The 19,639-nt window shown below is 53.7% G+C and carries 14 protein-coding genes; 4 read left to right on the top strand and 10 right to left on the bottom strand.

All coding sequences use genetic code 11. The features are described 5' to 3' along the window. Positions 1-3: 3 nt before the first annotated feature. The 3 genes from NI000_RS26795 to NI000_RS26785 all read right to left on the bottom strand — a co-directional run bounded on the left by NI000_RS26795 (position 4) and on the right by NI000_RS26785 (position 2,779). Positions 4-402, bottom strand: a complete 399-nt coding sequence (locus NI000_RS26795) for a BlaI/MecI/CopY family transcriptional regulator (protein ID WP_253414430.1) — start codon at positions 400-402, stop codon at positions 4-6. A 212-nt stretch (positions 403-614) separates the two neighbouring features. Next, positions 615-1,547, bottom strand: a complete 933-nt coding sequence (locus NI000_RS26790; RefSeq protein WP_253414429.1) for a phosphotransferase family protein — start codon at positions 1,545-1,547, stop codon at positions 615-617. Between the two features lie 395 nt (positions 1,548-1,942). Further along, positions 1,943-2,779 (bottom strand): helix-turn-helix transcriptional regulator, encoded by an 837-nt coding sequence (locus NI000_RS26785; protein WP_301292719.1) that lies wholly within the window; start codon positions 2,777-2,779, stop codon positions 1,943-1,945. 214 nt (positions 2,780-2,993) lie between these two features. Between NI000_RS26785 and NI000_RS26780 the strand changes: the two genes are divergently transcribed. After that, a complete protein-coding gene (locus tag NI000_RS26780; protein ID WP_301292713.1) occupies positions 2,994-3,743 on the top strand; it encodes an SDR family oxidoreductase in 750 nt (249 codons plus the stop codon). A gap of 30 nt (positions 3,744-3,773) precedes the next feature. Here the strand turns inward: NI000_RS26780 and NI000_RS26775 are convergent, their stop codons facing one another. Next, on the bottom strand, positions 3,774-4,667 hold the full coding sequence (locus tag NI000_RS26775; RefSeq protein WP_253414426.1) for an AraC family transcriptional regulator: 894 nt from the start codon (positions 4,665-4,667) through the stop codon (positions 3,774-3,776). A 134-nt stretch (positions 4,668-4,801) separates the two neighbouring features. Between NI000_RS26775 and NI000_RS26770 the strand changes: the two genes are divergently transcribed. Continuing rightward, a complete protein-coding gene (locus NI000_RS26770) occupies positions 4,802-5,566 on the top strand; it encodes a phytanoyl-CoA dioxygenase family protein (RefSeq protein WP_253414425.1) in 765 nt (254 codons plus the stop codon). A 296-nt stretch (positions 5,567-5,862) separates the two neighbouring features. Here NI000_RS26770 and NI000_RS26765 read toward each other — a convergent pair whose 3' ends face one another. The 4 genes from NI000_RS26765 to NI000_RS26750 form a co-directional block, all read right to left on the bottom strand. Then, positions 5,863-6,204, bottom strand: a complete 342-nt coding sequence (locus NI000_RS26765; RefSeq protein WP_253414424.1) for a DUF1801 domain-containing protein — start codon at positions 6,202-6,204, stop codon at positions 5,863-5,865. A gap of 14 nt (positions 6,205-6,218) precedes the next feature. Continuing rightward, the gene (locus NI000_RS26760; protein WP_253414423.1) at positions 6,219-6,620 is read right to left on the bottom strand and encodes a VOC family protein; all 402 of its coding nucleotides are present in this window, start codon (positions 6,618-6,620) and stop codon (positions 6,219-6,221) included. A 139-nt stretch (positions 6,621-6,759) separates the two neighbouring features. Continuing rightward, a complete protein-coding gene (locus tag NI000_RS26755) occupies positions 6,760-8,034 on the bottom strand; it encodes an RNA polymerase sigma factor (RefSeq protein WP_253414422.1) in 1,275 nt (424 codons plus the stop codon). Further along, on the bottom strand, positions 8,031-8,462 hold the full coding sequence (locus NI000_RS26750; protein WP_253414421.1) for a YciI family protein: 432 nt from the start codon (positions 8,460-8,462) through the stop codon (positions 8,031-8,033). The genes NI000_RS26755 and NI000_RS26750 overlap by 4 nt, the downstream gene beginning before the upstream one ends. A 351-nt stretch (positions 8,463-8,813) precedes the next feature. Between NI000_RS26750 and NI000_RS26740 the strand changes: the two genes are divergently transcribed. Continuing rightward, positions 8,814-10,457 carry a glycoside hydrolase family 19 protein gene (locus tag NI000_RS26740; RefSeq protein WP_301292712.1) on the top strand — a complete coding sequence of 548 codons (1,644 nt, stop codon included), beginning with the start codon at positions 8,814-8,816 and terminating at the stop codon, positions 10,455-10,457. 392 nt (positions 10,458-10,849) lie between these two features. On the opposite strand, the gene NI000_RS26735 is transcribed toward NI000_RS26740, so the two are convergent. Beyond that, a complete protein-coding gene (locus NI000_RS26735) occupies positions 10,850-12,643 on the bottom strand; it encodes a response regulator (protein WP_253414420.1) in 1,794 nt (597 codons plus the stop codon). A gap of 299 nt (positions 12,644-12,942) precedes the next feature. Between NI000_RS26735 and NI000_RS26730 the strand changes: the two genes are divergently transcribed. Further along, on the top strand, positions 12,943-15,129 hold the full coding sequence (locus NI000_RS26730) for a serine hydrolase domain-containing protein (RefSeq protein WP_253414419.1): 2,187 nt from the start codon (positions 12,943-12,945) through the stop codon (positions 15,127-15,129). A 66-nt stretch (positions 15,130-15,195) separates the two neighbouring features. On the opposite strand, the gene NI000_RS26725 is transcribed toward NI000_RS26730, so the two are convergent. Next, positions 15,196-19,596, bottom strand: coding sequence for a fibronectin type III domain-containing protein (locus tag NI000_RS26725; protein ID WP_253414418.1), 4,401 nt, complete (start codon positions 19,594-19,596; stop codon positions 15,196-15,198). Positions 19,597-19,639: the final 43 nt, after the last annotated feature.

Below are 19,639 nucleotides of genomic sequence, written 5' to 3'. Positions count from 1 at the left end.
CCGTCACATCTTGGGGCGGCGATCCTTGTTCTCCTGTTTTTCCGTAAGAATCCGCTGAAGCCGCTCGATCTCTTTGTCCGACAATTGGGCCTCCTCCAAAAAATTGGTAACCATAAGGTCTGCGGCCCCGCCGAACACCCTTTTCAAGAACGACTGACTCTCTGCGCGAACGCATTCCTGCTCGGACACCAACGGGTAGTAGTGATAGCTCCTTCCGGATTTTTCGAACCCGATCGCGTTCTTCTTCAACAGCCGATTAATAAAGGTCCGAACCGTCTGGTCGCTCCACTCGATGTCGGCAGGCAATTGAAGCGCGATTTGCTCGGCGGTTATGGGATTGCTCCTCCAGATCACCTTCATGATTTCCCACTCCGATTCGGAAATTTTCGGAATACGCGGCATACGTTTCACCTCCTCTGCATTCGTGGAATTACACTTGTAAAAGAAACCGACTGTCCATTAATATTACGAGTGTAAATATAAAATGTCAAATTGTGGTCCTACAACCTCCTTCCGCCTAAAAAAAGAAAGGGCCCGGAAGCCCGCCGCACCGCGTTCGGCACAGCAAGCCCGTTCCCCCTTCTGCCGGTCCCGGCAGTCTGCCCCGGCCATCGTTACTCGGCTTGTTCCAACAAAGCGAAGAGATGATTTTTCGTGAAATCGTAGGCAGGTTTGTCTCCCTTCTTCGCGTAAAACCGCAAGCCGTCCAAGCCTTTGAAGAGCTGGTACCCGAGCAGTCTTTCTTCGAAGTAGGGGATGGAACGCCCTTCTTCCGCCCATGCCTCGCGGACTCTGTGCGGAAATTGCGCTTTCGGCGCCCACAGATGCAGGACGGCCAGGTCAAACATGAAATCTCCGTACATCGCCATCTCCCAATCGACAATGCCGGTTACGACATGATTCTGCGATAACATATTCCCGAAGTGGAAATCCCCATGAACCAGGTAACGCTCCTCAGGCGCATAGCCGATTCGTTTCATCATCGCGTCATAGATTCGTTCGAACACGTCTTTCTCCAAAAAGCTGCTTTCAAAAAGAGAAGTCCAGCCATGATAAAACCCTTCCTGCTCCTCATCGAAAGACGAAGCCAGAAATTCCGTCCATGTCCTAGACGAAGCCTCTCCCGTAGGCGTGATCCATCCGAAGCCTGAAAATGGCTCCACCCGGATCTGATTCATCCGTGTAAACTGGCGGACCAGATCGGGCAGAACGCCGCGGATATCCGGTCCGGCCTGGGAGATGATCGGGATCCCCGCCGCTTTTTCCGCAATTGAATAATGGGCGCTACCGCAGGTCCCAACTTCGAAGATCCGGGGCATCAGTACCCCGCAAGAGGCATATTGGTCCGAAATAAATTTGACCTTCTTCAGCGTCTCTGGGTCGTTCTTAAAATGAATGACCAATTCCTTGCCATTCTTCGTGTAGCTGTACACCTTGCTCAGCTCTCCCATGTCAATCGGGGTTACATCGGAAACGCCCTCCCCTTCGATTTGCCGCAAATAGCCGAGAGCCTCTTCCGTATTCATTTCCGGTTTGAATGAACGCATTAGTCATTCCGCCTTTCTCACTTGTGTTATTGGATTATGGTACGAAAACCAAAAAAAGCCGCAGATGAACATTGTCCATCCACAGCTTCCTATGCGTAAGAATACGGAAACAAAGCACGCCAAAGCGGCCTTGGTTCATCGATTCATGCATAGACGGTGATGATCGGGTTCATAACAGGAGTACACAAGCGGACACACGGCAAAGCAGCCCTGCCAAATCCGGCAGAGGGCCCGGTCACGCTTATGGTATTCGGTTAGGACTTAACCGTTCACTTCTGTCAAGAACACAGCCATCATCATCACTGCACGTATCCCACCATTTCTACGATTTCCTTTTATTATAAAATAACGATTCGGAAGGAAGCAAGGCCGAAATGAAGTTCCGGGCTTCCGCTTCAACAAGACTCTCGCAGCAGCTCCTGCAGCTGCCGATCCGTTCCGGCGGGTTCGACCGGCGTGTACACCCGCATCAGAAAGTCGCTATTTTCCGAGAGGGGGAACGTATTGTAACGAAAGGTCAGCAGGCCTGCTTTTGGATGCCGGATCATTTTGTCCCCTTCCAGACTTCCGGAAACCTCATGGCGTCCCCACAACAGCCTGAACTCCTCACTCCGGTCCCATAACCTGCAAACCAATTCTTGGTACCACGGATCGTTCATATAGATGGCGTAACGGCTTCGGAAATGGGCCAGCATCGAGGTGGCGACGTTTTCCCAGTTGACAATGCGTTTCTTTTCATGGTCCATCGTGAAGACGCGCCAAAGAATATTGCGCTCGATCTCTGCCATCCGGTTAAAGTCTCCACAAAGAGAACTGGTAATTTTGTTCCAAGCGAGAACGTTCCAGTGCTTGTCGATGATATACGCCGGGTAAGTTCCCAGCCTGTCGAGTATCTGTTGAAGGGAAGGAGACAAGGTTTCATTTTCCGTACCCTTGGACACGGCGGAATGGTTAGCCAAGACGAGAAGGTGGTTGCGCTCGTCCTTGCTCAGCCGCAGCGTCCGCACCAAGCTTTCCAGCACTTGCTCCGACACTTGAATATCCCGCCCTTGCTCCAGCGCGGTGTACCATGGCAAGGAAATGCCGGATAAACTTGCCACTTCTTCCCGTCTCAGCCCCGGCGTGCGGCGGCGCGAGGTGTTCACCTGCAGCCCCAATTCCTGCGGGGATAAACGCAAGCGGCGAGTCCGGAGGAAATCGGCCAACTCTTTCCGTCTTCTTTCGTTATTCATCACGATGATACCACTCCATATCCTGATACAATTTATAGCAGTATCCGTACGATTAGTACTCCGAATAGTACTACAAATGCAGACCTATTTGCCAGTGATAAAACTAATTATAATCGACTCATCGGCCGCAGTGAAGGAGAAAAGGCGTATAGCAGCTATTCCGCAAGTCCCGGGCAGCCATTACTTAATCCAAAACAAAGGAGATCAAAACATTATGATAAAACCGGAACAAAACGAACGCCGAAGTACATTAAGAGGAAAACGTGTGATTGTCCTCGGAGGAACGTCCGGAATGGGATTTGCGACAGCCGAAGCCGCAGCGCACGAAGGGGCGTCCGTCGTCGTCGTATCCAGTCGTAAAGAGAAAGTGAACGCGGCGGTCTCGCGTCTGCCCCAAGGCGCCGAAGGGCACGCGGCCGACCTGACGAACGAGGCGCAGGCACGCGACTTTTTCAGCCAAATCGGCGAATTCGATCACCTGGTGTTCACGGCCGGCGATCCGCTGCAGCTCGCCAATCTCGGCGAAGTGGATCTGGATGCGGCGCGTCAAATGTTCAACCTGCGTTACTGGGGCGCGCTCATGGCCGCAAAATACGGCAGCGTGAACATCCGGCCAGGCGGCTCGATCACGCTCGCTTCCGGTACGGCCGGCGTCCGGCCGCAGAAGGGCTGCACGGTCGCAGGCAGTGTCTGCGGCGCAGTCGAAGCGCTGACCAAAGCGCTCGCCGTCGAGCTCAGCCCGCTTCGGGTCAACGCCGTGTGCTTCGGGCTGATGCGTACCGAGATGTGGAGCGGCATTCCCGAAGCAGACCGCAATGCGATGTTTGAAGCCGCCGGAAAGTCCCTGCCGCTTGGCCGGATAGGCGAACCGGAAGATGCAGCAGAGGCGTTCCTGTATTTGATGCGCGAGAGACATTCCACCGGACAGATCGTTGTCGTGGACGGCGGGACGACATTGGTGTAACGAATATGGAATGCCAACGGCCCCGTGCCATTATTCCGAAGCTTTCTTTTCATGCATGGCCTCCCGGTATTTGCCGGGGGGCATTCCTATTTTCCGGGAAAATGACCTTGTGAAGTAATGAATGCTGGAAAATCCGGATTTCTCGGCAATTTCGATCAAGGATAAATCGGTGTGCTTCAATAAATACACGGACCGGCGAATTTTTTCTTGTTGAACGAAGTGGATATAGCTCATTCCGAGCTCCTGTTGAAACAACCGGGACAAATGGCGGCTGGAAAGATGAAGATAAGCGGCCACTTCCGCCAACGTCATCGAGTGCGAAAGATTGTCTTTCACGAACCGGATCGCCCGATTCAACGCGTAGGCGGCTGGCTTATAGCCGGAAGTGCCAAGGCCCGAAGACGGTGCTTCGGCTTGAAAGGTGGAACAGAACGAGAATAACAGCGACAGGGCAGCGCTCTTCACGTAGTGCTCCGTGATGGGGACCGGTTCTTGTAAATGCTTCAGAAGCGCGGTCCAGATTAGTGTCGTGGGATTCGCATATGCATCGGTGATCACAATACGATCGGCAACCGCAAGCTGCCGAAAGTGCCGGACAATATCAGGGTCCGTGTTCTCTTCGTCGACTTCGAAAGCGACGTACAGGAGAAACATGCCTTTCGCACTGCGAATTTGGTGGCGGATGCCAGGCCGCGATAAAAATAACGTTTCCTTGCGCAGGGGAAAGAGATCGTCACCGTCCATATACAGCCCCTCTCCTTCCCGGACATAGCAGATTTCAAAAAAGGAATGCTGATGCACGGGGTTGTCAAAATGAGCGGGGTCGATTCCCCAATAATGGATAGTGAAGGAGGCGGATTGGTTCTGGAGACGCGGGACGCTTTCGTTTAAATAGGCTTGAATTTTATGCGGATGATCGAACATGATCCGGCGTCCCCCTTGGCATGGATGTCCGAAATGTGCAACGACTTGACTGATTTGATCAAATACAACCAGCCGGTTTCTCTCTACAATAACATCATGGATAGCGATCCATCAATGTAGGGGAGGCTGACAGGATGATTACCCAGGAGCAAGTTGATTTTTATCATGAAAACGGATATTTGCTAGTGAAAGGCGTATTCAACAGTGAGGAAGTAGAAGCGATGCGAACCGCCACGGATGCGATTATCGACCGCGCGGCCAAATCGAAGTTCGATCGAAGCGATACGTGGCAAGGCGATTATTTGCCGCCGGAGCAGTTGAAGAAGCTCGTATTAAAGGGCTTCCACGATGTACATTATCATGACGCGGTATTTACCCGGGCGCTGTGCCATCCTAATATGGCGGCCGTCCTATCCAGCTTGATTGGCCCAAATGTGCAAGTTCACCATTCGAAGATGCTGGTCAAGCCCCCGGAAAAAGGCGCAGCGTTCCCGATGCATCAGGATTACCCGTATTTCCCGCATGCGAATCATTCGATGATTGCGGCAAGTATCCACTTGGACGATTCCGATATGGAAAACGGCTGTCTGTGCGTCATTCCCGGAACGCACAAAAATGGCCCGATGCCGCACGTAGGAGCCCACTATCTGAATCATAAAGAGTACCCGATCTCGGCGGGCACGCCTTGCCCGGCAAGTGCGGGAGATGTTCTGTTCTTCAATTACTTGACGATTCACGGCTCCGACTTCAATCGAAGCACACGGCCGAGAAGAAACGTGTTGGTCCAATACCGCGATCCCGAGGATTTGCCGACGGAAGAAGTTCACGTGAACTGGGGGCAGGGACTTATGGTTTGCGGTCATAATCCGATATTCAAGGAGTATAAAGGGGCTCATTAGATTAGCTTTTGCAAGCAGAGCAAGAGGCTGTCCCATCAGCCTCAAAGTGTTGAAAAAGAGCTTTTTGATTGAATAGAGAAACATACGGTGGTGGGGTATCTACTGGAGGAGCGGTAGCGTTCGCCTTTGTCTGCGGGAAATACCCGCTGCTAAGCGGATTCCAATAAAAATTTCCTGCAGACAAGAGCGACCGGAAGTAGATACCCCACCCCCTCGTACACCTCTATTACTTCAGCTGACCACTTTCACAACACTCTAGGGCTGTCCCATCTGGACAGCCCCTTTGCGCGACACCTTCACAGAGAAGCCGAAGCTTGACCTAACAGCGAAGCTAATTGATCGTAATCCACGTCTTGGCCGCTGCGGAGCTTGATCGTTTTTCGCTCGGGAGGGCCGTCGAACTGGCTTTCGGGGAATTCAATAACGCCGGGATTAAAAATCGTAAAGCTGACCGCATCCTTTGACGTCGAGATCACGGCAGCGTACTTGCCGTTTTTCAAGAAGTGAGGCTTCTTGTATTGGATACGCTCTTGAACGTCCGGTATCGTTTGAAGGACCATCTCGCGGAGACGCGTAGACATTTCCGCCTGCCACGGTTCTTTGATTGCGTTAATAAATTCGATAACTTCTTGACTCATCATATATTCCTCCTTTATTGTCCTTGCTTTACAATCTGCCAAGTGATCCCGAACTTGTCAACGACCTCGCCGTAATACGCGCCCCAAGGCTGCAAAGCGAACGGATATTTGTCCGTGCCGCCCTTTCCTAAATTGGCGTAGGCTTCCCGCGCTTCGGCTTCATCGCCGAACGACAGCGCCATCGCGATTCCGCCGTTCTTGCTTACCGGTCCGAAGGAGTCGGACATGAACAAAACATTCCCTCCGGCCACCGTCATCGCCATGTACATCACTTTGTCTTTATGCTCCTCCGGCGTGCCGGGGATTTCGCCGAACGTGATCGTGGATTGAATCTCCCCGCCAAGCGCCTGCGAATAAAATTCGGCTTGCGTTCTTGCGTCCTCCGAAGAGATGAATGGGGTGAGGTTGGCTTTCATATGCAGCATCCTTCCGTTGATTGGTTTGTGCCGGGATTCAAAATGAAATGTTGAAAACCGGCCTTTATTCATACGACGATCGGGATTCGACGAAATCGACACGATCGCAAAATATTTTTTTAAAAATGGACACTCATCTCTAAAGACGGTCTCCCTCCGTACCCGCAGTGCAATCGGAGGCGCGCCCCAGAAGCAGTGCCTGCTCGCGCGCGTTATGGGTCAGCGATGCGGCACGCTTGAACTCCTCGCACGCTTCCTTGAACCGGCCCAGCTTGAACAAGAAATCGCCACGAACGCTCGGCAGAAGATAATAGCCTTTCAACGACGGCTCCGATGCCAGCGCATCGACGATCTCCAGCCCCACCTCCGGGCCAAACGCCATCGCGAGCGCAACGGCGCGGTTCAGCTCGACGACGGGGGATGGCGCTACCTGACACAGCGCTTCGTACAGCGCTGAAATACGCACCCAATCGGTCTCCTCGGGCGTACGGGCCCGCGCATGGCACGCCGCAATCGAAGCCTGCAGCGCGTACGGGCCAAGCATCCCGCCGATCCGTTCGGCGCGCTGCAAGGCGACGAGACCGCGACGGATCAGGAGATGATCCCACAGCGCCCGGTTTTGATCCATCAGGAGGATCGGCTCTCCTGTCGGACTTACCCGCGTCTTCAGCCGCGAAGACTGAATTTCCATAAGCGCCACCAGACCGTGTACCTCCGACTCTCCCGGGACGATTTCCGCGAGAATCCGTCCAAGACGCAGCGCCTCCTCGCAGAGCACCGGGCGAATCCAATTCTCCCCGGAAGTAGCGGAATAACCCTCATTGAACATAAGATAAATGACCTCGTACACCGACTGGAGCCGAGCCTTAAGCTCGGTCCCCTGAGGCACCTCGAAGGGCACGCGCGCGGCCTCAAGGGTCCTTTTGGCCCGGACGATCCGCTGGGCGACGGTTGCCTCCGGAATGAAGAACGCGTGCGCGATTTCTACGGTGGTCAGTCCTCCCAGCAGCCGCAGCGTGAGCGCCACGCGGGCCTCGGACGAAAGCACCGGATGGCAGGTCGTGAAGATCAAGCGCAATAGATCGTCACTGACATCGCCGTCCATAACCGCATCGAAGTCGTCTTCGTGGCGGGACTCCATCTCGCGGCCCAGCTCTTCGTACTTGCGTCCGAGCAATTGGTTCCTACGCAGCATATCCAACGCCCGGCGCTTCGCGGTGGTCATGAGCCAAGCCCCCGGGTTGTCCGGTATTCCCGTCTCCGGCCACTTCTCAAGCGCGATGACGAGCGCATCCTGCGCGAGATCCTCGGCCAGCCCGACATCCCGTACGATTCGTGCGAGGCTCGCGATGATTTTGGCCGATTCGATTCTCCAAATGGCATCGATCGTGCGATGGGTCGAGGACGGCTTCACGATCTCTCCGGCTTCCCTTGCTCGCGGATCATGGCGTGTAAAGCCAGGTTATCCGGGTCCTCGGTCAACTCCATCGTCTCGATTACCTGACGCAGCTCAATGACCCCCTCACCGTTGCCGTGCGGGTCCGGCATACGCATCGCCCACTCAATTGCCTCTTCCCTCGATTTCACCTCGATGAGCGTGAATCCGGCGATCAGCTCCTTCGACTCGGTGAACGGGCCGTCAACGACCCTGGGCTTGCCGCCGGGCTCCGGGTAGGAAATACGAATCCCGTTCGAGCTGGCATGAAGTCCTTCCGCGGCTAGCAGCACGCCGGCCTTCACTAATTCCTCGTTATACTTCATCATCGCGTCAACGAGCTCCTGGCTTGGCATAACGCCTGCTTCGGAGTCTTTCGTAGCCTTTACAATCATCATGAATCTCATGGGTAATTCTCCTCCTTTTTTCGAGCTCAGAGACCTGAATTAGGCCTCCCGAATTTGGTTTCTATTTACACGACGAACGAATCTCGACCCAATCGACACATCCCCAAAAAAATATTTTCAAAGACGGTCGAATGTTCATCCACGACTCCCTATGTAAGATTTACTAAAGCAAACTACATGTTAATTCTATCAAATCATCGTTGGAAGTGTGAAGGGCTGCCCCATTTGTCGACGGAGCTTGATACTTAAGGGAATCTTTAAGATAAATAGTAAATTATATCTATATATAATAGATTTTGTATTTCATATACTAGAAAGTGAAATTAATCCAATCGTAATAGGAGGTTAATTATGAAACCTAAGCTCACCCGCAAGAAGGCGGTGCAAGCAAGCGTCGCCGCGCTGTCCGCCCTGTTGGCGCTCGCACCTTTGGAACCGGTTACAACCATCGCTTCCGCCAATGCCGGACAACAAGCGGCCTTAGCCGCCTCGCCTTGGGTCGCCACCCAAGTGTACGTGGCCGGCAACGAGGTCAGCTACAACGGGAAGATATACCGGGCCAAATGGTGGACGCAAGGCGACACGCCGGGCACAGGCGACCCGTCAAGCTCGCCGTGGCAGCTGGTTGGTCCGGACACAGGTGGCGGCAACGATGCTACCCCGCCGACGGCTCCGACGAATCTTGCATCGACGGGGCAGACTGCGGACGCGATCACGCTGACTTGGACTGCGGCTACGGACAACATCGCTGTAGCCGGTTACGATATTTTCCGCAACGGGACGAAGGTCGGCTCCTCGGCCAACGCTTCCACGCTGACCTACACCGATACAGGGCTGCAGCAGGACACCGAATATACGTATTACGTCTCCGCGAGGGATGGCGCCAACAACACGACGGCAAGCTCCAGCATCAAAGTAAAGACGTCGCTGGGCGGTCTGAACGTCGGCCAAAGCCGCGTCCTGACCGATTCGCAGATTGCGTCGATCTGGGGCGGCATCGATCCGCAATATTCGCCGGCCAATGCCGTTGCCGCCGTACAAAGCGCACTGCCGCAGACCGAGTACGAAGCGCTGTTCCCGATCCGCATCGGCTCGCCGGAGTGGCATACCTTCGCCGCTTCCAAGCCGTATTACAAGCCGGGGCAAGGAGACTATTATTCGTACAATAACCTGATTGCCGCCGTATCCGAGGTAGCGAATATCAAGTACAAGCTCGAATACCGGCAGGGTGCGACTTGGAACCACCGCATATTCCGCTTGGACAAAGCGACGAAGACGGAAACGCTCATCTATCAAAATGCCGATTTCAACGCTTCCTGGAACTTGACGGTGCCGATCGTCTCCAAAACCGTCGATTTCGGATCGTTCCTCAAAGAAGACTCTGCCGTTAACCGCAAGCGCGAGCTGGCGGCCTTCCTCGCCAATATTGCGCATGAAACGGGCGGAGGCTGGGCGACGGCGCCCGGCGGCGAGCTTCGTTGGGGCTTGTTCTGGAACGAGGAAGTGGCGTACATTAACAGCACCAACATCGGCTACGTGCAGACGCATGCCGATTATCCGCCGGTTGCGGGCAAGTCGTATCATGGACGCGGGCCGATCCAACTGAGCTGGAACTACAACTACGGCTTGTTCAGCGGCATTATATACGGCAATAAAAACACGCTGCTCCAGCAGCCGGAACTCATCACCAGCGACGGGAAATTGGGCTTTATGACCGCGATCCTGTTCTGGATGACGCCGCAGCCGCCGAAGCCGTCGGCCCACGACGTCATGGTCGGCAATTGGACGCCTTCGGCGGAGGAAATTGCCAAAGGGCTAACCCCGCCGGGCTTCGGAATTACGATCATGATCATCAACGGTAATCTGGAGGGCAATAAGGACGAAACCGACAACCGGATCGGCCGCCGGGTCGGCCATTATCGCGATATTACGACGAAAATGGGCATCGACATCACGGGCGAGAAGCTGAACACGCTCGGCATGAGTCCTTTCTAGCACGCGCTCCCCTGCACAAGAGGCCAGCCTACACCCGAGTGTACTATATAAAAGAGCCGTCGCTTTTGCGACGGCTACGAGCTTGTTGAGAAAGTGGACTTAAACAAAAATAGAGATGCATACGGCGGTGGGGTATCCAATGGAGAAGCGATAGCGGCCGCCTTTGTCTTCGGGAAATACCCGCCGTTAAGCGGCTTCAATAAAAATTTCCCGATGACAACAGCGGTCGGAAGTGGATACCCCACCCCCTCGTAACCTCTATTATCCCATTTGACCACTTTCTCAACACTCTGAGAGCCGTCGCTTTTGCGACGGCTTTTCCGCTCTTTGTCCCGGTAGTTAACCCAGGGGGACAGCACCTATGATTTACCTCCATTGCCAAGAACGGGCGTTTATACGATATTCTCCACTCGCGCTAATTCAATGGCTTCTTCACGGTTGCTGACACCGAGCTTCGAGTAGAGAGTCGAGCAATAATTGCGTACCGTCCCCTCCGATAAAAACAGCTTGGCGGCGATGGACTTGTAGCGCAGTCCGTTCGACAAATGCTGTAAAATCTCCATCTCCCGTTTCGTAAGCCCGTACGGATAGATTTCTTGCTGCGGGCCGTACTTCTCCAACTGTTCACGCTGACGCTTCATCTCTTCGAATACTCGCGTGGCGATCGACTGATCAATCCACGTTCCTCCGCTATAGATGAGCTTCAAGGCTTCGGTCATCTCTCGCGGATGAATCGACTTCAGCATATAGCCTTCCGCTCCGTGTTCCAGTGCGGTCGCTGCCTGTATGGAATCCTCAAACGTCGTCATGAGCACAACCTTCATGTCAGGCCAGCGTTGTTTCATCTCAAGCAAGGCCTCAAGTCCGTTCATCCCCTGCATCCGAATGTCCATGAGCACGATATCCGGCCGGGACCGCTCGCAATGTTCCAATGCCTCGTACCCATCCCCGGCCGTACCGACGACGATAAAATCAGCATGCTGCTCTAAAATATGCTGCAAGCTATTGGCAATGATCGCCTGATCGTCAACAATCAGCAGGCGGATATGGCCATGCAGAGGCGCTGCCTGCAAAGGAATATTACATATAACGACGGTTCCTTGTCCTAATTGTGAATGAACGGACAGTGTACCGTGAAGCTGATCAAGCCGTTCCTTTATCCCATTTAGACCGAATCCGAACCGGATAGATTCCGCGCCGATGCCGTTATCTTCGATTTGTAACCGGAGCTGGTGACTATCGAAATGCAGCTGAACGGATACCGCACTCGCTTGACCGTGACGAACCGCGTTGGTGAGCGATTCTTGCAGGCAGCGATATAAACAAAAGTTCATTTTCTGCATCACAAGAGCCTCGTTGCCGATCACGCGGAGGTTGACCATTACCCCTGTAGACTTCCTGAATTCTTCGGTTAATTGCAGCAATGATTCACTTAACGAATAGCTCAACGGACCATGCGAAAGCTGGTGCAGATGGTTTCGGATATCATTCAGACTGCGCTGTGCGATGCCGACAAGGGAATCGATCCGTTCGATCTGTGCAGCGGGTACGGATAAGCGGAGCGATTCAACGCCGACGATCAGCGAGGTTAACGCATGGCCAACCGTGTCATGCAGCTCATGTGATAGCCGATGGCGCTCCTCCATCAGCGTAAGCTCCTCGATTTGTGTAATGTGCCGCTCCAGCAATTGCTTCTGCTCTTGAATGATTTGGGCTTGCTTGTGGGACTGAATTAATATACTAAACGCGAAGCCGATGGCGAAACCAAAGCTGCAGCTAAACATAAACTCGTAGGGGAGACGATCGGCAAGCCAACCGTTCAATGCCGGAAAAACGAGGCCGCAAGGGATACCCGTCCACATGTACGTTCGCCGACTGCTGGCCAAGCCGATAATTATCGCGAATAAAACGAAAGACCATAGCAACCCTGGTGCTGCATAAGCCAGATAGAGATGAAAGAAGCCGACCGCCATAACTTCGACTGCCAGATACCAGCTTCTTTTCCGATACTGGACAATTGGCGGGATGAGGTAAACCAAGAGAGCAAGCATCCATACAATCCATAACGGTACAACGATCAGTGACGGGTTGATGAAACCGGAGATGACGATAATGGCCAGCCAAGTGGTCCGTATAGCAAGAACCACCCAATCATACCAAAACCATTTTTTTAGTATCGATAACACGGATCATGTACACCTGCTTGCTTTTTTATAAGTAAGAATAGTTCCGGATAATTCAGACCTATCATGCACCATACCTTCCCGATTCGTCAAGCGACAGAGGGGAGGGAACATTTAGAATTCGGCCGTAGAAAGCACGTCACATGAGATAGTTGACAGTTTGTCATACGGTAAATGTGACAGGGCCAAGTACGATGTCATTAGAAGCTTGGCGGTTTCATCACTGTCCAATTTAACAACCTCGGGGATAAGGTTAGGGGGTGAAGCAACACAACATTCCAAAATAATAGGAGCGATGCGTTATGAAATCATTCATCATTCAAAAAGGGACTGCACTTACATTAACAGCCATATTGGCGGGTACGCTGGTATTCCCTGCTTATGGCTCTCTACACGCGGCAAACGCGGTACACGTGGCACAAGCGACGGTTAAGACGCCAACCCAACAAGCTATCGATAAAGCCGCCAATACCGACAATATTCCAGGCGTTATCGTTACCGTGAAGAAAGGAGATGCGAGCTGGTCCTATGCTTCCGGCGAAGCGAATATCGAAAAGAACCATAAGGTGGACGCCGACTCCACTTTCCGGATCGGAAGTACATCGAAGTCGTTTGTCGCTACGGTTGCCTTGCAGCTTGCCGGCGAGAAGAAGCTAAGTCTCGACGATACGGTGGAGAAATGGCTGCCGGGACTTGTAAAGGGCAATGGGTTCGACGGCAATAACATTAAGATTCGTCAATTATTGAATCATACAAGCGGAATCCCGGACTACTTGACTCCGGAATTCAAGACGAATTTACTCGCAAATCCGGGCGAAAATTATACAGCCGAACAGTTAATTGCCCGCGGCTTGGAGCTGAAGCCAGTAACGGGTTGGCAATATTCGAACACGAATACGGTTATTATGGGGCTCATTATCCAGAAGGTCACCGGAGAAACCTATGCCGAGCAGATTAAGAAACGAATCATTGAACCGCTTCAACTTAAAAGAACGTTCCTCCCCGGCAGCTCGACGGATATTCCGAAAAAACATGCCCGCGGCTACCTGAACACTGGAGATAAATTAGTAGATATTACTGTGCTTAACCCATCATTTACTAACGCCGCCGGGGAAATGATCTCGACAGGAGAAGATATGACGACGTTTTTCCGCGCCTTATTGGGCGGAAAGCTGTTGACACCGGAGATGCAGAAGGAAATGCTGACCAGCACAGCCGACTCCCCATTGGGAAGGTACGGACTTGGCATACACGGAACAAAGCTGCCGGACGGCACCATCGTATGGGGGCATGGCGGAGGTATTCCCGGATTTACCAACTTTGCAGGCGGAACGGAAGACGGTCAACATGTCATCTCGATAAACATCAATGTGTTGAGCGATGCGGAAAAACATATCAACAATATTTTAGCGTCGGAGTTCGCAATAGAACCCCAAAAAGAACTCACGGAGAAGGAAAAGAAAAGCAAGCATCGGGAAGATGTCAAACGCGTCATGGATGAGGTCGTAACCATCAAAAGAGTTCCAAGTGTCATCGCTGGCGGGCTCAAGGATGGGGAACGCTGGTCCTACGCTGCAGGTACAGCCAGCTACGAAGTACCAAGCCCGGTGCAGCCGGATTTTTCATTCCGTATTGGAAGCATCACGAAGACGTTTACCGCTACCGTTGTATTGCAGTTGGCTGAGGAGAAACAATTGAACCTGGACGATACGGTCGAAAAATGGCTGCCGGGAGTCGTAAAGGGAAATGGGTATGACGGCAACAAAATAACGATTCGTCAGTTATTGAACCATACTAGCGGGATTGCGTCCTATACAGATAATGACATGCGAGATATTACCATTCCTCAAAATCCATTCCGTTACTATACCGTCGACGAGCTTATCGGCTTGGGACTTGCAAAGCCGCCTGTATATGCGCCAGGGGAGGGCTGGAACTATTCCAACACCAATACAGTGCTGGCTGGTCAAATTATTCAGAAGGCAACCGGGGATACGTACGCGGAGCAGATCCGGAAACGGTTCATCGAACCGCTCGGGATGACAGAGACATTCGTAATGGAAAGTAGTCACGATATTCCGGGCAACCATGCTACAGGATATAATCTGGACAGATCGGGTCGTTTGTATGATTTAACAGAAATCAATCAATCATGGGCAAATGCAGCCGGAGATATGGTTTCATCAGTCAAAGACTTGACCACCTTCTTCAGTGCGTTGTTGGGCGGAAAGCTTCTAAATGAAGAGATGATGAAGCAGATGACCACAACAGTAGATACGCCTTTAGGTAAATTTGGACTAGGGATTTATGAAGGAAAAACACCGGACGGGCAGTCCTATTGGGGGCATTCTGGCGGTACTTTCGGATTTGAATCGAGAGCCTTCGGATCTCTAGACGGGAAGCATATTATGGTAACGTGCATCAACGCGGTAGGCCCGGATGTGTATCCGGCTCACGATAAAATACTCAATAAGGAGTTTGGCCGTTAAATTTAAAACCGGCATCACGCCCTTTATTCGAGGACGCGATGCCGGTTTCTTGCAACTGTAAGCTTATTAAATCAGATCGGACTTCTGAAGAAGCCGCTGCACAATAACTGCAACTTCCGCTCTTGTGATGAAGGCTTTCGGAGCCAGCTCCGTGCCGCTCCGTCCCGAAAGGAGCCCGGATTGCAAGGCGTCGGAAATTCCGCTCTTCGCCCAATCCGATACCGTCCCCGCGTCGGCGAAGGAGTTCAGCAGCGGTTCCGCGGTTGGGGAAGACTTCGCGCCAAGCCCTGTAATGGTCATCGCTCTTGCCAAGATGGTCATCGCTTGTTCGCGCGTAATCTTCTCATTCGGACGGAAGGTGCCGTCTTCGAAGCCGCCGATCAGGTTGTACGCATATGCCGTCCCAACCGCACCGGCGAACCAATCCTTCCGTTCAACGTCGGAGAAAGGCTGTGCCCCTTCTTTTGCTTTTAACCCTAATCCGCGAATCAGGATAGCCGCGAACTCCGCACGCGTAATATCTTGATCGGGATGGAATGCGCCTTGGCCGACGCCGCTCACGACCAGACGCGATCCCATATCGTTTACGGCTTGCTCCGCCCAGTACCGCTCAACGTCCTTAAACGCAAGCGGATGCCATATGACGGAATAGACGCTATTCGTCAGACTGTTGATCTTGGCATAATACTTGCCGTTCGACAGCACGACCTTCGTCGGCACATGGCGCAGCGTGCCATCCGTCTCTATCGCGACTCCCGTCGTGATTTTGTTCGGATCGACGCCGTCCGGAATAGCCATGGTGCGTTCGACATAAGCTTGGAACTCGGTCACTTCCACGGTTTTGTCTTTATAAGTAGCTCTCACCGCAAAATCAAGCGGCGGAGCGACAATCGCAATCGTTCCTTCAGGCGATGGAACCGGCGTTTTAGGCACGGCGATTTCGATCTGTACCTTAATATCCTGCAGCGCTGGCGCTTTGCCCACCTGATTGGAGATCGATTGGATGTTGATCTGCCGGGCCGGTATACGATAAGCCGCTTTATCCGTTTTTATCTCCAATACCGCTTGCTGCGCTTCCATTCTGCTAACCATCTGCCCGTTAAGCTCTCCGATCACGACATCGGATGCGGTATTCACCGGTATCGTCACCACGGCGGATTTCCCTTCCTTGGCGAGCCTCTCTTCGAGCTTATTCTGGTCAAGCGTGACGGTCGTTACTTTCCGCAAATCGACAGTCGTTACCTTTACCGTTCCTGCATTCACCGATTGGCCGTTCACAAGAACGACGGCACCCGTTTTATCGGATTCCGATGCTGCCGCAGGCGCCGGCTGTGAAGACGTACCTCCCGAGGACGGCGTATTGTCGCTGCTGCCGCTATCGGATGAGCCTTCTGGCCTTACTGCGTTGGAAACGTCGGCAGCGGCGCCGCTGCCGATACTGTTGGTCGCAATCACCGTAAACGTATAGGTTACGCCATTCGTTAAGCCGGTCACCGTGATCGGGCTGCCCGTGCCCGTTGCCGTTCTGCCGCCCGGACTAGCAATGACCGTATAGCTTTCGATCGGACTGCCCCCATGGCTGGCAGGCGGGGTGAAGGTCACGGTCGCTTCCCCGTTGCCCGCAACAGCTTTTACGTTCGTCGGTGCGCCCGGCACGGTCGCAGGCGCGGTCAGCGTCACACGATTGGATGGAACCGAAGAGGCCGAGCTTCCTACGCCATTGATGGCAACCACGGTGAACGTATAAGTGGTGCCATACGTTAAGCCGGTTACGGTGATCGGACTGCCTGTGCCGCTAGCCGTCAACCCTCCCGGACTTGCGGTGACGATGTAACCTGTAATCGTACTGCCTCCGTTGCTGGCAGGCGGGGTAAAGGTCACGGTCGCTTGCGATTGACCGTGCTCTACCACGGCCGTTACAGCCGTCGGCGCGCCGGGTACCGTAGCAGGCGCTGTCGATGCTGTAGGCGTTACGCTGTTCGATGGCAGCGAAGCTTTAGAATTCCCCACGCCGTTCGTGGCAACGACGGTGAATGTATAAGCCGTGCCATACGTTAAGCCCGTCACCGTGATCGGACTGCCCGTACCGCTGGCCGTCAACCCTCCCGGGCTTGAAGTCACGGTATAGCCAGTAATGGGGCTGCCTCCATTGCTGACAGGCGCCGTAAACTTGATGGTCGCTTGCGATTCGCCATTCGCTACCTCTGCCGTTACATGGGTCGGAGCGCCGGGCGCTGTCGATGCCGTAGGCGTTACGCTGTTCGATGGCAGCGAAGCTGTAGAGTTCCCCAAGTCGTTCGTCGCAACGACGGTGAACGTATACGCCGTGCCGTACGTTAAGCCGGTCACCGTGATCGGACTGCCTGTGCCGCTAGCCGTCAACCCTCCCGGGCTCGAAGTCACGGTATAGCCAGTAATGGCGCTGCCTCCGTCGCTAACAGGCGCCGTAAACTTGATGGTCGCTTGCGATTCGCCATTCGCTACCTCCGCCGTTACATTCGTCGGTGCGTCTGGAGGAGTGTTCTCGCCTTCCAGCTTTTGCACCCGATGATTGCTGGAATCGGCCACGTAGACATTCCCGCTGCTACCCACCGCTACGCCTAACGGACTGTAAAACTCGCCTAAGCCGCCTCCTGCGCCGCCGCCTCTTCTCTTCCACTCGCTCCACTTCCCTGTAGCTGCCGTCAGCTTCTGGATGCGATGGTTATTGGAATCGGCTACATAGACATTCCCGTCGCCGTTTACCGCCAAGTGGTACGGCTCAGCAAACTCGCCCAGGCCGTTTCCTGCACCGCCGCCGCTCTTCTTCCACTCGCTCCACCCCCCTGTAGCTACCGTCAGTTTCTGGATGCGATGGTTATTCATATCCGCCACATAGACATTCCCGCTGCGATCTACCGCTACATCGGTAGGATAATCAAACTCGCCCAGGCCGTTTCCTGCGCCGCCGCCGCTCTTCTTCCACTCGCTCCATACGCCTGTAGCCGACGTCAGCCTCTGGATGCGGTTGTTACCGGAATCGGCCACATAGACGTTCCCGTCGCCGTCCACCGCTACACCGCTAGGATAGTTAAACTGTCCAAGGCCGCTTCCTGCCCCTCCGCCGCTCTTTTTCCACTCACTCCATGCGCCTGTAGCAACCGTCAGCTTCTGAACGCGGTGGTTATAAAAATCGGACACATAGACATTCCCGCTGCTGTCCACAGCAACATCGGTTGGCCCGTCGAACTCGCCTAAGCCGCTTCCGAACTGTCCGTTGCTCTTCCCCCACTCGCTCCATACGCGTGTCGATGCATCCAGCTTCTGGATGCGATGGTTACCGTAATCAGCAGCCACGTAGACGTTACCGCTGCTATCCACCGCTACGCCGTTTGGATACTTAAACTCACCCAGGCCTTTGCCAATCACACCTCCAATATATATCCACTCGCTCCATGAATTGGATGAAATATCTAATTTCTGAACGCGCTCATTATTGGAATCGGCCACGTAGACATTGCCGCTGCCGTCTACCGCTACGCCTTTGGGATTATTGAACTCGCCCAGGCCGCTTCCGGCCCCTCCAGCGCTGCGCTTCCACTCGCTCCACACCCCTGTAGCGATCGTCAGTTTTTGGATCCGATGGTTACCCGCGTCGGCCACGTATATGTTCCCGCTGCCATCGATAGCCACTTCGGAGGGATTGCTGAACTCGCCCAGGCCGCTTCCCGATCCTCCCCCGCTGCGCTTCCACTCGCTCCATACGCCTGTAGCTGCCGTCAACTTCTGAATGCGATGGTTACCCGTATCGGCCACGTAGACATTGTCGCTGCTGTCTACCGACACGCGGGCCGGACCGCTAAACTCCCCAAGGCCGCTTCCCGACCCTCCGCCGCTGCTCTTCCACTCGCTCCATACGCCTGTAGCTGCCGTCAACTTCTGAATGCGATGGTTACCCGTATCGGCCACGTAGACATTCCCGCTGCTATCCACAGCCACACCGTTCGGATTTTTAAACTCGCCCAAGCCGCTTCCCGATCTTCCATCGCCGCTCTTCCACTCGCTCCACACCCCGGTGGCTACTGTCAGCTTCTGGACACGATGGTTCTCCCTATCGGCCACATAGACGTTCCCGCTGCGGTCGACCGCCACGCTTGTTGGATTGGAAAACTCACCCAAACTGGTTCCGAATGCTCCGCTGCCCTTTCCCCATTCGCTCCACATGCCTGTAGCCGCCGTCAGCTTCTGGATACGATTGTTACTCGTATCGGCGACATACAAATTCCCGCTGCCGTCTACCGTCAAGCCGCTCGGTCTCGAGAACGCTCCGGCAATATCATTGCTGCCACGCCCTATCTTGGCGTATTGACTCCATTGTTCCACCGCTTGCACGGGATAAGTGAATAAGGTTACAGAGACCATCATGATTGCAATGCCCCATACCCACAACTTCCCTGGAAACGAATTGAAATATCTCCGATTCGTCACTTGTCCTTTCCTCCTCCGAAGCTTACCTCATATGTATAACCCC

Origin of the sequence: Paenibacillus tyrphae (assembly GCF_024158745.1) — a bacterium.
Taxonomy (GTDB): domain Bacteria; phylum Bacillota; class Bacilli; order Paenibacillales; family NBRC-103111; genus Paenibacillus_G; species Paenibacillus_G tyrfis_A.
This window is presented reverse-complemented; position numbering and strand designations above follow the sequence as displayed.